General features: G+C 60.1%; 13 protein-coding genes. All 13 read right to left on the bottom strand.

All coding sequences use genetic code 11. From position 1 onward, the window contains the following. Positions 1–15: 15 nt before the first annotated feature. Positions 16–1,392, bottom strand: coding sequence for a F0F1 ATP synthase subunit beta (atpD, locus tag ACIPG5_RS08920; RefSeq protein ID WP_008092236.1), 1,377 nt, complete (start codon positions 1,390–1,392; stop codon positions 16–18). 27 nt (positions 1,393–1,419) lie between these two features. Next, positions 1,420–2,280, bottom strand: a complete 861-nt coding sequence (atpG, locus tag ACIPG5_RS08915) for a F0F1 ATP synthase subunit gamma (RefSeq protein WP_176511766.1) — start codon at positions 2,278–2,280, stop codon at positions 1,420–1,422. 48 nt (positions 2,281–2,328) lie between these two features. Further along, positions 2,329–3,873: a F0F1 ATP synthase subunit alpha gene (atpA, locus tag ACIPG5_RS08910; protein WP_401374393.1), complete on the bottom strand. Its 1,545-nt coding sequence runs from the start codon at positions 3,871–3,873 to the stop codon at positions 2,329–2,331. 21 nt (positions 3,874–3,894) lie between these two features. Beyond that, positions 3,895–4,431 (bottom strand): F0F1 ATP synthase subunit delta, encoded by a 537-nt coding sequence (locus ACIPG5_RS08905; RefSeq protein WP_176511764.1) that lies wholly within the window; start codon positions 4,429–4,431, stop codon positions 3,895–3,897. A 12-nt stretch (positions 4,432–4,443) separates the two neighbouring features. Beyond that, positions 4,444–4,914, bottom strand: a complete 471-nt coding sequence (locus ACIPG5_RS08900; protein ID WP_176511763.1) for a F0F1 ATP synthase subunit B — start codon at positions 4,912–4,914, stop codon at positions 4,444–4,446. Positions 4,915–4,970: 56 nt separating this feature from the next. Next, the gene (gene atpE, locus ACIPG5_RS08895; RefSeq protein ID WP_003097235.1) at positions 4,971–5,228 is read right to left on the bottom strand and encodes a F0F1 ATP synthase subunit C; all 258 of its coding nucleotides are present in this window, start codon (positions 5,226–5,228) and stop codon (positions 4,971–4,973) included. Positions 5,229–5,371: 143 nt separating this feature from the next. Beyond that, positions 5,372–6,241 (bottom strand): F0F1 ATP synthase subunit A, encoded by an 870-nt coding sequence (gene atpB, locus ACIPG5_RS08890; RefSeq protein WP_016394319.1) that lies wholly within the window; start codon positions 6,239–6,241, stop codon positions 5,372–5,374. A 16-nt stretch (positions 6,242–6,257) separates the two neighbouring features. Next, entirely contained in the window at positions 6,258–6,665 is a 408-nt protein-coding gene (locus ACIPG5_RS08885) for a F0F1 ATP synthase subunit I (protein ID WP_176511762.1), read from the bottom strand. A 148-nt stretch (positions 6,666–6,813) separates the two neighbouring features. Continuing rightward, positions 6,814–7,686, bottom strand: coding sequence for a ParB/RepB/Spo0J family partition protein (locus ACIPG5_RS08880; RefSeq protein ID WP_401374389.1), 873 nt, complete (start codon positions 7,684–7,686; stop codon positions 6,814–6,816). A 9-nt stretch (positions 7,687–7,695) separates the two neighbouring features. After that, positions 7,696–8,487: a ParA family protein gene (locus ACIPG5_RS08875; protein WP_401374387.1), complete on the bottom strand. Its 792-nt coding sequence runs from the start codon at positions 8,485–8,487 to the stop codon at positions 7,696–7,698. 18 nt (positions 8,488–8,505) lie between these two features. Continuing rightward, positions 8,506–9,156: a 16S rRNA (guanine(527)-N(7))-methyltransferase RsmG gene (gene rsmG / locus ACIPG5_RS08870; protein WP_236236185.1), complete on the bottom strand. Its 651-nt coding sequence runs from the start codon at positions 9,154–9,156 to the stop codon at positions 8,506–8,508. Next, positions 9,153–11,045 (bottom strand): tRNA uridine-5-carboxymethylaminomethyl(34) synthesis enzyme MnmG, encoded by a 1,893-nt coding sequence (mnmG, locus tag ACIPG5_RS08865; protein WP_176511758.1) that lies wholly within the window; start codon positions 11,043–11,045, stop codon positions 9,153–9,155. The genes rsmG and mnmG overlap by 4 nt, the downstream gene beginning before the upstream one ends. A 440-nt stretch (positions 11,046–11,485) precedes the next feature. Next, on the bottom strand, positions 11,486–12,856 hold the full coding sequence (mnmE, locus tag ACIPG5_RS08860; RefSeq protein ID WP_176511757.1) for a tRNA uridine-5-carboxymethylaminomethyl(34) synthesis GTPase MnmE: 1,371 nt from the start codon (positions 12,854–12,856) through the stop codon (positions 11,486–11,488). Positions 12,857–12,866 lie beyond the last annotated feature (10 nt).

The following is a 12,866-nucleotide window of genomic DNA, read 5'->3' as shown; positions in this document are numbered from 1 at the left end:
TGCGGGGCGCAGGAATTACAGTTTCTTGGCTTTCTCGATCGCTTCGTCGATGCTGCCGACCATGTAGAACGCTTGTTCTGGCAGGTGGTCGTAGTCACCTTTGAGGATGCCGCTGAAGCCAGCGATGGTGTCTTTGAGGGACACGTACTTGCCTGGCGAGCCGGTGAAGACTTCGGCCACGAAGAACGGCTGCGACAGGAAGCGCTGGATCTTACGAGCGCGGGCTACCAGTTGCTTGTCGCTTTCGGACAGTTCGTCCATACCCAGGATCGCGATGATGTCCTTCAGCTCTTTGTAGCGCTGCAGAACATACTGAACGCCACGCGCGGTGTCGTAGTGCTCGTTGCCGATCACGTTCGGGTCCAGCTGGCGCGAAGTCGAGTCCAGTGGGTCGACCGCTGGGTAGATACCCAGGGAGGCGATGTCACGGGACAGAACGACGGTGGCGTCCAAGTGGGCGAAGGTGGTGGCTGGCGACGGGTCGGTCAAGTCGTCCGCAGGTACGTATACGGCCTGCACGGAGGTGATCGAACCTTCCTTGGTGGAGGTGATGCGCTCTTGCAGAACGCCCATCTCTTCAGCCAGGGTCGGCTGGTAACCTACTGCCGAAGGCATACGGCCCAGCAGTGCGGATACTTCGGTACCGGCCAGGGTGTAACGATAGATGTTGTCGACGAACAGCAGAACGTCGTTACCTTCGTCACGGAATTTCTCAGCCATGGTCAGGCCGGTCAGCGCTACGCGCAGACGGTTTCCTGGTGGCTCGTTCATCTGACCGTAGACCAGCGCTACCTTGTCGAGAACGTTGGAGTCCTTCATCTCGTGGTAGAAGTCGTTACCCTCACGAGTACGCTCACCCACACCAGCGAACACGGAGTAACCGCTGTGTTCCATGGCGATGTTACGGATCAGTTCCATCATGTTTACGGTCTTGCCGACACCGGCACCACCGAACAGACCAACCTTACCACCCTTGGCGAACGGGCAAACCAGGTCGATAACCTTGATGCCGGTTTCCAGCAGGTCGTTGCCGCCTGCCTGGTCAGCGAACGAAGGCGCTGGCTGGTGGATACCGCGACGCTCTTCTTCGCCGATCGGGCCGGCTTCGTCGATCGGGTTGCCCAGAACGTCCATGATGCGGCCCAGAGTGGCCTTACCAACAGGAACGGAAATGGCAGCGCCGGTGTCAACGACATCCAGACCGCGCTTCAGGCCTTCGGTGGAGCCCATCGCAATGGTACGAACCACGCCGTCGCCCAGCTGCTGCTGAACTTCGAGGGTGGTTTCCGCGCCTTGTACTTTCAGCGCGTTGTATACACTCGGCACGACGTCACGTGGGAATTCCACGTCGATGACGGCGCCGATGATTTGAACGATACGTCCGCTACTCATAGCTGGATCCTCTGAATTTTTGAACCGTTAAACCGCGGCAGCGCCGCCGACGATTTCCGAGATCTCCTGGGTGATCGCAGCCTGACGCGCCTTGTTGTAGATCAACTGAAGCTCTTTGATCAAATCACCGGCGTTGTCTGTGGCGTTCTTCATCGCGATCATCCGGGCCGCTTGTTCAGCAGCGTTGTTCTCGACCACCGCCTGGTACACCTGCGACTCCACGTAACGCACCATCAAGCCGTCCAGCAGCTCTTTTGCGTCGGGTTCGTACAGGTAATCCCAGTGATGCTTGAGATCCTGATCCGGGGTTGCCACCAGCGGTACCAATTGCTCGACCGTTGGAGTTTGGGTCATGGTGTTGATGAACTTGTTCGAAACCACCGAAAGGCGATCGATACGGCCGTCCAGGTAGGCGTCCAGCATCACTTTGACGGAGCCGATCAGATCGTTGATCGATGGCTCTTCGCCCAGGTGGCTGATCGCGGCTACGACGTTGCCGCCAAAGATGCGGAAGAAAGTCGCACCCTTGCTGCCGATCACGCACAGGTCGATTTCAACGCCCTGTTCGCGGTTTACGTTCATGTCCTTGACCAGGGCCTTGAACAGGTTGGTGTTCAAGCCACCGCACAGACCACGGTCACTGCTCACCACGATATAACCGACGCGCTTTACAGGGCGCTCGATCATGAACGGGTGGCGGTATTCCGGGTTGGCGTTGGCCAGATGACCGATCACCTGGCGGATACGCTCCGCGTAAGGACGGCTAGCAGCCATGCGCATTTGTGCCTTGCGCATCTTGCTGACCGCCACTTTCTCCATGGCGCTGGTAATTTTTTGCGTGCTTTTGATGCTCGCAATCTTACTGCGAATCTCTTTTGCGCCTGCCATGTATCACCTATCAGGTTAGCAAGCGGGGGCCTGGGCCCCCGCTGCGGCTTACCAGGTCTGGGTGGCCTTGAACTTCTCGATACCGGCTTTCAGGCCTGCGTCGATTTCGTCGTTGAAGTCACCCTTCACGTTGATCTTCGCCATCAGTTCGGCGTGATCACGGTTGAAGAAGGCGATCAGTGCTTGCTCGAAGCTGCCGATCTTGGAGACTTCTAAGTCAGTCAGGAAACCACGCTCAGCGGCGTACAGCGACAGAGCCATGTCCGCGATGGACATCGGCGCGTACTGCTTCTGCTTCATCAGCTCGGTAACGCGCTGACCATGCTCGAGCTGCTTGCGGGTCGCTTCGTCCAGATCGGAAGCGAACTGGGCGAATGCCGCCAGTTCACGGTACTGAGCCAGAGCGGTACGAATACCACCGGACAGCTTCTTGATGATCTTGGTCTGAGCGGCACCACCTACGCGGGATACCGAAACACCGGCGTTCTCTGCAGGGCGGATGCCCGAGTTGAACATGGCCGATTCCAGGAAGATCTGACCGTCGGTGATGGAAATCACGTTGGTCGGAACGAACGCGGAAACGTCGCCAGCCTGGGTTTCGATGATCGGCAGAGCGGTCAGGGAACCGGTTTTGCCAGTGACTGCGCCATTGGTGAACTTCTCGACGTACTCTTCGGAAACGCGCGATGCACGCTCCAGCAGACGGGAGTGGAGATAGAACACGTCACCTGGGTACGCTTCACGTCCTGGTGGACGGCGCAGCAGCAGGGAGATCTGACGGTAGGCAACGGCCTGCTTGGACAGGTCATCGTAAACGATCAGGGCGTCTTCACCGCGGTCACGGAAGAACTCGCCCATGGTGCAGCCGGCGTAAGGTGCCAGGAACTGCAGTGCGGCGGATTCCGAAGCACTGGCAACGACCACGATGGTGTTGGCCAGGGCGCCGTTTTCTTCCAGCTTGCGAACGATGTTGGCAACGGTGGAACGCTTCTGGCCGACAGCCACATACACACAGAAAATACCGGAGTCTTTCTGGTTGATGATGGCGTCGATGGCCATGGCGGTCTTGCCGATCTGACGGTCACCGATGATCAGCTCGCGCTGGCCACGGCCGACAGGGATCATGGCGTCGACGGACTTGTAGCCAGTCTGTACAGGCTGGTCTACCGACTTACGCCAGATCACGCCTGGAGCTACTTTCTCGACCGCGTCGGTCTGGGTGTGACCCAGTGGACCTTTGCCGTCGATCGGGTTGCCCAGTGCGTCGACGACGCGGCCCAGCAGTTCCTTACCAACCGGAACTTCCAGGATGCGGCCGGTGCACTTGGCGCTCATGCCTTCGGCGAGGGTGTCATAGGCACCCAGGATCACTGCACCCACGGAGTCTTGCTCCAGGTTCAGTGCCATGCCGTAGACGCCGCCAGGGAACTCGATCATTTCGCCGTACATGACGTCGGCCAGACCGTGGATCCGCACGATACCGTCGGATACCGAAACAACGGTACCTTCGTTACGGGCTTGGGAGCTCACATCGAGGTTGTCGATGCGGCCCTTGATGATTTCACTAATTTCGGAAGGATTGAGTTGCTGCATTGCTCTGCTGCCCCTTCAAACTCAAGATTTCAATGCTTCGGCCAGTTTCGCGATTTTGCCGCGAACAGAGCCATCGATTACCAGGTCACCAGCGCGGATGACGACGCCGCCAATCAGGCTGGCATCCTCCGACGCGTGCAGGCGCACTTCCTGGCCTAACCGTGCACTGAGAACCTTGGCGAGTTTGTCTTGCTGTTCTTGGTTCAACGCGAAGGCACTGGTGACTTCCACGTCCACGGATTTCTCTTGCTCGGCCTTCAGCAGGTCGAACAGAGCGGCAATCTCCGGCAGAAGCAGGAGACGGTCGTTTTCCGCGGCAACACGAATGAAATTCTGTGCCTGTGCATTGAACTTGTCACCGCACACGTCAATGAACGTGGCGGCCTTTTCTGCGCTCGTCAGTCGCGGGGCCTTGAGCAGGCGCTGCATGGTGTCGTCTTGCGACACCGCAGCAGCCAGGCCGAGCATGGCTGACCAATTGGCCAGTTGCTGATGGGCCTGGGCATGCTCAAAGGCAGCCTTAGCGTAAGGTCGGGCCAACGTGGTCAGTTCTGCCATGATCGCCCTCGCTTAAATTTCAGCGGCCAGTTTGTTAACCAGCTCCGCATGCGCGTTTTGATCGATTGTGGCGCCAAGGATCTTTTCAGCACCGTCAACGGCCAGAGCACCCACTTGGGCACGCAGAGCGTCTTTGGCGCTGTTCAGTTCCTGTTCGATCTCGGCCAGAGCCTGAGCCTTCACACGGTCAGCTTCGACGCGGGCCTGATCACGGGCTTCCTCGACAAGCTGAGCAGCGCGTTTCTTGCTTTGCTCAATGATTTCGGCTGCCTGTGCTTTAGCTTCACGCAGTTGCTGACCCACTTTCTCTTGGGCCAGCTCCAGGTCGCGAGCTGCGCGGTTGGCAGCGTCCAAGCCGTCGGCAATCTTCTTTTGGCGCTCGTGCAGGGCAGTGATGACCGGAGGCCATACATACTTCATGCAGAAGAGTACAAAAATCAGAAAAGCAACGGATTGGCCAATCAGGGTTGCATTAATGTTCACGCCAACACCTCGCTCGGTCTTAATTCATACAGCCATCAACTCGTGAATACGAGTGATTAGCCGGCGATCTGACCAACGAACGGATTCGCGAAGGTGAAGAACAGAGCGATACCAACACCGATCATGGTTACGGCGTCGAGCAGACCGGCAACGATGAACATTTTGACCTGCAGCATCGGCACCATCTCAGGCTGACGAGCAGCGCCTTCCAGGAACTTGCCGCCCAGCAGGCCGAAACCAATGGCGGTACCCAGAGCACCCAGGCCGATCAGCAGAGCAACAGCGATAGCGGTCAGACCAACTACAGTTTCCATCTTTCCTCCCGACTTTTACGTCGTATTGGTTAGGTTTTTAGTTTGAAGCGGTAAAACAAATCGTTTGGTACAGCTGCCCTTGCGGACTTTTAAAGCCCTCCCCCCAAACGAGCGGGGAAGGCTATCAGACACGCCAGGCGGTCTTAATGGTTATCTTCGTGAGCCATCGACAGGTAGACGATGGTAAGCATCATGAAGATGAAAGCTTGCAGGGTGATGATCAGGATGTGGAACACAGCCCACGCCCACTGCAGCACCACACCCAGGCCGCTGAGCCAGAGGATGCCGGCGCCGAACATCACCGCGATCAGGATGAACACCAGCTCGCCGGCGTACATGTTGCCGAACAGTCGCAGTGCCAGCGAGATCGGCTTGGCGATCAGGGTGACGAATTCGAGCAGGAAGTTGACCGGAATCAGCAGGATCTGCAGGAAGATGTTCTTGCTGCCGAACGGGTGCAGGGTCAGCTCACCGATGAAGCCGCCCAGGCCCTTGACCTTGATGCTGTAGAAGATGATCAGGGCGAACACGCAGAAGGCCATGGCCAGGGTCGCGTTCGGGTCGGTGGTCGACACGGCGCGGAACGGAATGTGCGGGTCACCGGAGATCAGGATGGCCAGCTGAGGAATCCAGTCGACCGGTACCAGGTCGATGGCGTTCATCAGGAACACCCAGACGAAGATGGTCAGCGCCAGCGGAGCAATCACCGGGCTACGGCCGTGGAAGGAATCCTTCACGCTGCCGTGTACGAAGTCCACCATCACTTCAACGAAGTTCTGCAGACCGCCAGGCTGGCCGGAAGTCGCCTTCTTCGCCGCCATGCGGAAAATGAACAGGAAGATCAGACCCAGCGCGACGGACCAACCCAGGGTGTCCAGGTGGAACGCCCAGAAGCCCATTGCCTTGGCTTCTGCAGCCGAATGGGCGAAGCCCCAGCTGCCGTCTGGTAGTTGACCGTAGGTCAGGTTCTGCAAGTGGTGCTGGATATAGCCCGAAGCGGTTTCTGCTGCCATGGTTGCCTCAAACGCCCTAAGGTCTCGAAAGTCTTTTATTCATCAGCAGGGGCGCGAACCAGCTGACCAAAAGGGTCAACACGAAGACGCCGAATACTGCTAACGGCGCCAGTGGCTTCACTCCTGCGAAGGTCAGTGCGAACAGCACTGCCGTCAAAATCATCTTGCCTGCCTCGCCTGCGTAGAACGACTTGACGATGGCCTGCGCCGCCCGGGCTCCGCTGAAGCGAAAAGCCTTCCAGGCGAAATACAAATTGGGCAGCCAGGCAATCAAACCTCCGCAAAGGCCTGAATATCCACTGACCACCCCTTTCCACTGCCACAACACCAGCGTTGCCAGCAGCAGTACTACAAATTGAGCCAGCAGTACCGGGAAAACCGCCCAGCGATGGAAAGGCAGGCGGTTTGGCGTGCGGATTTCCATCAAAACTGCTCCTCGAAAGTCGACCAACAAGTCAGCAACGACTTGGCATAATTTGTGCCGACAAAATGCGCGCAGAGTATAGGGGTGGATTAACCCCTATTCAACTCTTCGTAGTGATTTCCGACTGAGCGCTACAACAGGAATTGTTTCAGCGGATGTGAGCAAGCACACCTTGCAACTCGTCAAGCGAGTTGTAACGAATAACCAATTGCCCTTTTCCCTTGTTCCCGTGGCGTATCTGCACGGGCGAGCCCAGGCGCTCTGCAAGCCGCTGTTCAAGGCGCTCGATATCCGGATCAGGTTTGCTCGGTTCGACCGGATCAGGTTTGCCGCTGAGCCACTGGCGCACCAGTGCCTCGGTTTGGCGCACGGTGAGGCCACGTGCGACAACATGTCGCGCCCCTTCTTCCTGGCGATCTTCTTCCAGGCCGAGCAAAGCACGTGCGTGGCCCATCTCCAGGTCGCCGTGGGCGAGCATGGTCTTGATCGCTTCCGGCAGCGAGATCAGGCGCAGCAGGTTGGCCACGGTGACCCGCGACTTGCCCACGGCATCCGCCACCTGTTGCTGGGTCAGTTCGAACTCCTGCTGCAGGCGCTGCAGGGCCAGGGCCTCTTCCAGCGGGTTGAGGTCCTCGCGCTGGATGTTCTCGATCAGGGCCATGGCGATGGCCGCTTCGTCGGGCACTTCGCGGACCATCGCCGGGATGGTGTCCAGGCCGGCCTGCTGGGTGGCGCGCCAGCGGCGTTCACCGGCGATGATTTCATAGCGGTTGCCGTCGATCGGGCGGACCACGATCGGCTGCATCACGCCATGGCTGCGAATCGAGTGCGCCAGTTCTTCCAGCGCCACCGGATCCATGTCGCGGCGCGGCTGATACTTGCCGCGCTGGACCAGTTCGACCGGCAGGTGTTGCAGTTCTTTCTGGTCGATCTTCACAGCCTGCTCTTCGAGCGCGCTGACGGACGGACCACTGAGCAGTGCATCCAACCCACGTCCGAGACCCCGTTTCTTAACGGCCATGCGGATTCCTTAAGTTGTTTGTGCAGTGCATGATTGACGGCGTTGACGGCGCACCAGTTCCCCGGCCAGGGCCAGGTAGGCGAGTGCACCACGCGATTGCTTGTCGTAGGCCAGTGCCGGCATGCCGAAGCTCGGCGCCTCCGCCAGGCGGATGTTGCGCGGGATGACCGTGTCGTACAGCTGCTCGCCGAAGTGCTCCTTGAGCTGCGCCGAAACATCGTTGTTCAGGCTCAGGCGCGGGTCGTACATGGTCCGCAGCAGGCCTTCGATCTTCAGTTGCGGGTTCAGGCGGGCGGCGATGCGCTTGATGTTATCCACAAGGTCGCTGAGACCTTCCAGTGCGTAGTACTCGCACTGCATCGGGATGATCACGCCATCGGAGGCGACCAGGGCGTTGAGCGTCAGCATCGACAGCGACGGTGGGCAGTCGATGAGGATGTAGTCGTAGCTCTCGCGGATCGGCGCCAGGGCATTGCGCAGGCGGCTCTCCTTGACCTGCATCTCCAGCAGCACCACTTCCGCGGCAGTCAGGTCGCGGTTGGCCGGCAGCAGCTGGAAGCCGCCGTGCTCGGAGTAGTGCATGGCCTGGGCAAGGTCGCATTCGCCGATCAACAGGTCGTAGACCGAATGCTCGAGTTCGTGTTTGTCCACACCGCTGCCCATGGTGGCGTTGCCCTGCGGATCGAGGTCGATCAGCAGCACACGACGCTTGGTCGCGGCCAGCGATGCAGCAAGATTGATACAGGTGGTGGTTTTGCCCACTCCACCTTTCTGGTTCGCGATTGCGAATACCTTAGCCATTGTTGCGTGTGTTCCCAGTCATGCCTTGCGGCGCAGTATCAGCAGATGGCGCTGGCCCTGGCAACCTGGAACGGTCAGGGCCTGCTCGCTTTCCACTGTGAAGTCTGCGGGCAATGCTACCAGTTCATCGGCAGGATGCAGCCCCTTCATTGCAAGCCATTGCGTCCCGGTGTCGCCCAAGTGGCGGGTCCAGTTGGTGAAGTTCTCCATGCTGCTGAAGGCGCGGGAGATGATGCCGCTGAACGGCTGCGCGGGCTGGAAGGCCTCGACGCGGCTGTGGATAACCGTGAGGTTGTCCAGTTTCAGCTCCATTTTGACCTGGGTCAGAAAGCGCGTCTTCTTGCCGTTGGCATCCAGCACCGTCACCTGTTTGTGCGGGTGCAGGATAGCCAACGGAATGCCCGGCATGCCACCGCCGCTGCCCACATCCAGCCAGGTTTCGCGGTCGCTGTGGATAAACCCCATGACGCTGAGGCTGTCGAGCAGATGGCGCGAGACCATCTCGTCCGGATCGCGCACGGCGGTCAGGTTGTAGGCTTTGTTCCACTTGATCAACAGGGCCAGGTAGCCCAGCAGCGCTTCGTGCTGCTGCGCGCTCAGCTCGATGCCGAGCTGGCGCGCGCCTGTGGACAACTCTTCTGCGTGCTGCGGGGTGACCAGGGAACTCAAGCGCTTTGCTCCAATTCGCGGCCAGCGCCGCGTTTTTTCAGATGAATCAGCAACAGGGAAATCGCCGCCGGGGTAACGCCCGGGATACGCGAAGCCTGGCCCAGCGTCTCGGGGCGGGTCTGGCCCAGCTTGCCCTGGATTTCCTTGGACAGGCCGGAAATCGTGGCGTAGTCGATATCCACAGGCAGGCGCGTGTCTTCGCTGGCGCGCAGGCGGGCGATTTCATCCTGCTGGCGGTCGATGTAGCCGGCGTACTTGGTCTTGATCTCGACCTGCTCGGCAACCTGCGGGTCGATGACCTCACCGCCGGTCGCCTCGATCAGCCCGGCGTAGTCGATTTCCGGGCGGGCGAGCAGGTTGAGCAGGCTGTACTCGTGGCTCAGCGGGGTGCCGAACTTATCCACAACGGCCTGACCTTGCGGGGTATTGGGGCGTACCCAGGTCGACTTCAGGCGCTGTTCCTCACGCTCGATGCCATCGCGCTTGGCGCAGAAGGCGGCCCAGCGCTGGTCATCGATCAGGCCCAGTTCACGGCCTTTTTCGGTCAGGCGCAGGTCGGCGTTGTCTTCGCGCAGGATCAGCCGGTACTCGGCGCGCGAAGTGAACATGCGGTAAGGCTCCTGGGTACCCAGGGTGATCAGGTCGTCGACCAGCACACCGATGTACGCCTCGTCGCGGCGCGGGCACCAGCTTTCGCGGCCCTGGGCGCGCAGTGCGGCGTTGGTCCCGGCCAGCAGGCCCTGGGCGCCGGCTTCTTCGTAACCGGTGGTGCCGTTGATCTGGCCGGCGAAGTACAGGCCGCCGATGACCTTGGTCTCCAGGCTGTACTTGAGGTCGCGCGGGTCGAAGTAGTCGTACTCGATGGCGTAGCCGGGGCGCACGATGTGGGCATTTTCCATGCCGCGGATCGAGCGCACCAGTTCCAGCTGCACGTCGAACGGCAGCGAAGTGGAAATGCCGTTGGGGTACAGCTCGTGGGTGGTCAGGCCTTCCGGCTCGATGAACACCTGGTGGCTTTCCTTGTCGGCGAAGCGGTGGATCTTGTCTTCGATCGACGGGCAGTAGCGTGGGCCGACGCCTTCGATGACCCCGGAGTACATCGGCGAACGGTCGAGGTTCGAGGCGATGATCTCGTGGGTGCGGGCGTTGGTGTGGGTGATCCAGCAGCTGACCTGGCGCGGGTGCATCTGCGCATTGCCCATGAACGACATCACCGGGATCGGCGTGTCGCCTGGCTGCTCGGTCATCACCGAGAAATCTACCGAACGCCCGTCGATACGCGGCGGCGTACCGGTTTTCAAGCGGCCGACGCGCAGCGGCAGTTCACGCATGCGGTGGGCCAGGGCGATCGAGGGTGGGTCACCGGCGCGGCCACCGGAGTGGTTTTGCAAACCGATGTGGATAAGCCCACCGAGGAAGGTGCCGGTGGTCAGTACCACTTGTTCGGCGAAGAAGCGCAGGCCCATCTGGGTGACCACGCCTTTGACCTGGTCCTGCTCGACGATCAGGTCGTCGCACGACTGCTGGAATATCCACAGGTTCGGCTGGTTTTCCAGGATCTCGCGCACCACCGCCTTGTAGATGGCGCGGTCTGCCTGCGCTCGGGTGGCGCGCACGGCCGGGCCCTTGCGGTTGTTCAGGATGCGGAACTGGATACCGCTCTTGTCGGTGGCCAATGCCATCGCGCCGCCCAGGGCATCGATCTCTTTGACCAGATGGCTCTTGCCAATACCACCGATGGCGGGGTTGCAGCTCATGTGACCGAGGGTTTCCACGTTATGGGTCAACAGCAGGGTTTTCACACCCATGCGTGCAGACGCAAGCGCAGCCTCGGTACCGGCATGGCCGCCGCCGATGACGATCACTTCAAAACGGGAAGGGAAATCCACCACGCACCTCGTGCCTGTTTTTGCGAATAGAGAAGGTAAGCCGACAAGTATAGGGACTTCACCCCCTCTAAAGAAACCTTTTGCGCAAATTTTGACCAGGCTGTGGATGAGTGGCAGACAACAGAAATCAAAGAAGAGAAATTTAAAAAAGCTTTGTTTTTATGTTTATTCTTATGCACACGGATATCTGTGGATAACGTTCTGTATCCCTTATCAACCGTTGTGTAGAGAGAAATTAAACCCTGTGTCTGGATGGCCATGAGGGTTCTGGATAACCGGTTTTAGCCTGTGGATTAAATGCCTCTTTACCCACAGGCCGGTTTGTCCTCAGAAAAAAGGCCTGCTTATCAACTGACCTGAAGGCGAGTTACCCACAGGGCTCATGCGGGCAAAAAAAAGCCGCTCCATGAAGGAGCGGCCTGGGTCTGGCAGGTTGTGGACTACTTGCCGATGCAGAAACTCGAGAAAATCCTGCCGAGCAGGTCATCCGAACTGAAGGCTCCGGTGATTTCACCCAGTGCCTGCTGTGCCTGTCGCAAATCTTCTGCCAGCAGCTCTCCGGCCCCGGCCAGGGTCAATTGGGCACGCCCGTGTTCCAGGTGGTCGCTGGCCTGGCGCAGTGCATCCAGGTGGCGCCGGCGGGCGCTGAAGCCGCTCTCTGCGGTCTGCTCGTAGCCCATGCAGGCCTTGAGGTGCTCGCGCAGCAGCTGCAGCCCCTGGTCGTCGCCCTTGGCGCTCAGGGTGATCGTCACGTGCCCATCGTCGCATTGTTCCAGTGCTACCCGCTCGCCACTGAGGTCGGCCTTGTTGCGAATCAGCGTGACCTTGGCCGGGTCTGGCCGCTGGTCCAGGAACTCCGGCCACAGGGCAAACGGGTCGCTCGCCTCGGGGGCGGTGGAGTCCACCACCAGCAACACCCGGTCGGCTTCGCCAATGGCCTTGAGCGCGCGTTCCACGCCGATCTTTTCCACATGGTCATCGGTGTCGCGAAGGCCTGCCGTGTCGACCACGTGCAGCGGCATGCCATCGATGTGGATATGTTCGCGCAGGATGTCCCGGGTGGTGCCGGCGATATCGGTGACGATCGCCGCCTCGCGGCCGGCCAGGGTATTGAGCAGGCTCGACTTGCCGGCGTTGGGCCTGCCGGCGATCACCACGGTCATGCCGTCACGCAGCAAGGCGCCCTGCCCGGCTTCGCGCTGCACTGTGGACAACTCGCCACGCACGGTGTCGAGCATCGACAGCACATGCCCGTCAGCGAGGAAGTCGATTTCTTCTTCCGGGAAGTCGATGGCCGCCTCGACGTAGATGCGCAGGGCAATCAGCGCCTCGGTCAGGCTGTGCACACGCTTGGAGAATTCGCCCTGCAGCGAGCGCAACGCATTGCGCGCCGCCTGGCTGGAGCTGGCCTCGATGAGGTCGGCAATGGCCTCGGCCTGGGCCAGGTCGAGCTTGTCGTTGAGAAATGCCCGCTCGCTGAACTCGCCCGGGCGCGCCAGACGGCAACCGACCTCGACGCAGCGCTGCAGCAGCATATCCAGCACCACCGGGCCGCCATGGCCCTGCAGCTCCAGCACATCCTCACCGGTGAACGAGTTCGGCCCCGGGAAGAACAGCGCGATGCCTTCATCCAGCACCAGCCCTTGCTCGTCGCGGAACGGGCCGTAGTGGGCATGGCGCGGGGTCAGGCTGCGGCCGGTGATGAGTTGGCCAGCCTTGGCCGCCAGTGGCCCGGACAGGCGGACGATGCCGACACCGCCGCGGCCCTGGGCGGTGGCGATGGCTGCGATGGTTTCACGCACAGTGTTCATGCTCGAAAGC

It is taken from the genome of Pseudomonas sp. NPDC087029, from assembly GCF_044745345.1.
Classification (GTDB): domain Bacteria; phylum Pseudomonadota; class Gammaproteobacteria; order Pseudomonadales; family Pseudomonadaceae; genus Aquipseudomonas; species Aquipseudomonas faucium.
Note: the sequence above shows the minus strand (reverse complement) of the source record. Positions and strands in the feature narration are given on the sequence as shown.

Excerpts from the sequence above, each read along its gene's own strand:
- atpD (WP_008092236.1), bottom strand. The coding sequence starts at position 1,392 with ATGAGTAGCGGACGTATCGTTCAAATCATCGGCGCCGTCATCGACGTG.
- atpG (WP_176511766.1), bottom strand. The coding sequence starts at position 2,280 with ATGGCAGGCGCAAAAGAGATTCGCAGTAAGATTGCGAGCATCAAAAGC.
- atpA (WP_401374393.1), bottom strand. The coding sequence starts at position 3,873 with ATGCAGCAACTCAATCCTTCCGAAATTAGTGAAATCATCAAGGGCCGC.
- ACIPG5_RS08905 (WP_176511764.1), bottom strand. The coding sequence starts at position 4,431 with ATGGCAGAACTGACCACGTTGGCCCGACCTTACGCTAAGGCTGCCTTT.
- atpE (WP_003097235.1), bottom strand. The coding sequence starts at position 5,228 with ATGGAAACTGTAGTTGGTCTGACCGCTATCGCTGTTGCTCTGCTGATC.
- atpB (WP_016394319.1), bottom strand. The coding sequence starts at position 6,241 with ATGGCAGCAGAAACCGCTTCGGGCTATATCCAGCACCACTTGCAGAAC.
- ACIPG5_RS08885 (WP_176511762.1), bottom strand. The coding sequence starts at position 6,665 with ATGGAAATCCGCACGCCAAACCGCCTGCCTTTCCATCGCTGGGCGGTT.
- ACIPG5_RS08880 (WP_401374389.1), bottom strand. The coding sequence starts at position 7,686 with ATGGCCGTTAAGAAACGGGGTCTCGGACGTGGGTTGGATGCACTGCTC.
- ACIPG5_RS08875 (WP_401374387.1), bottom strand. The coding sequence starts at position 8,487 with ATGGCTAAGGTATTCGCAATCGCGAACCAGAAAGGTGGAGTGGGCAAA.
- mnmE (WP_176511757.1), bottom strand. The coding sequence starts at position 12,856 with ATGAACACTGTGCGTGAAACCATCGCAGCCATCGCCACCGCCCAGGGC.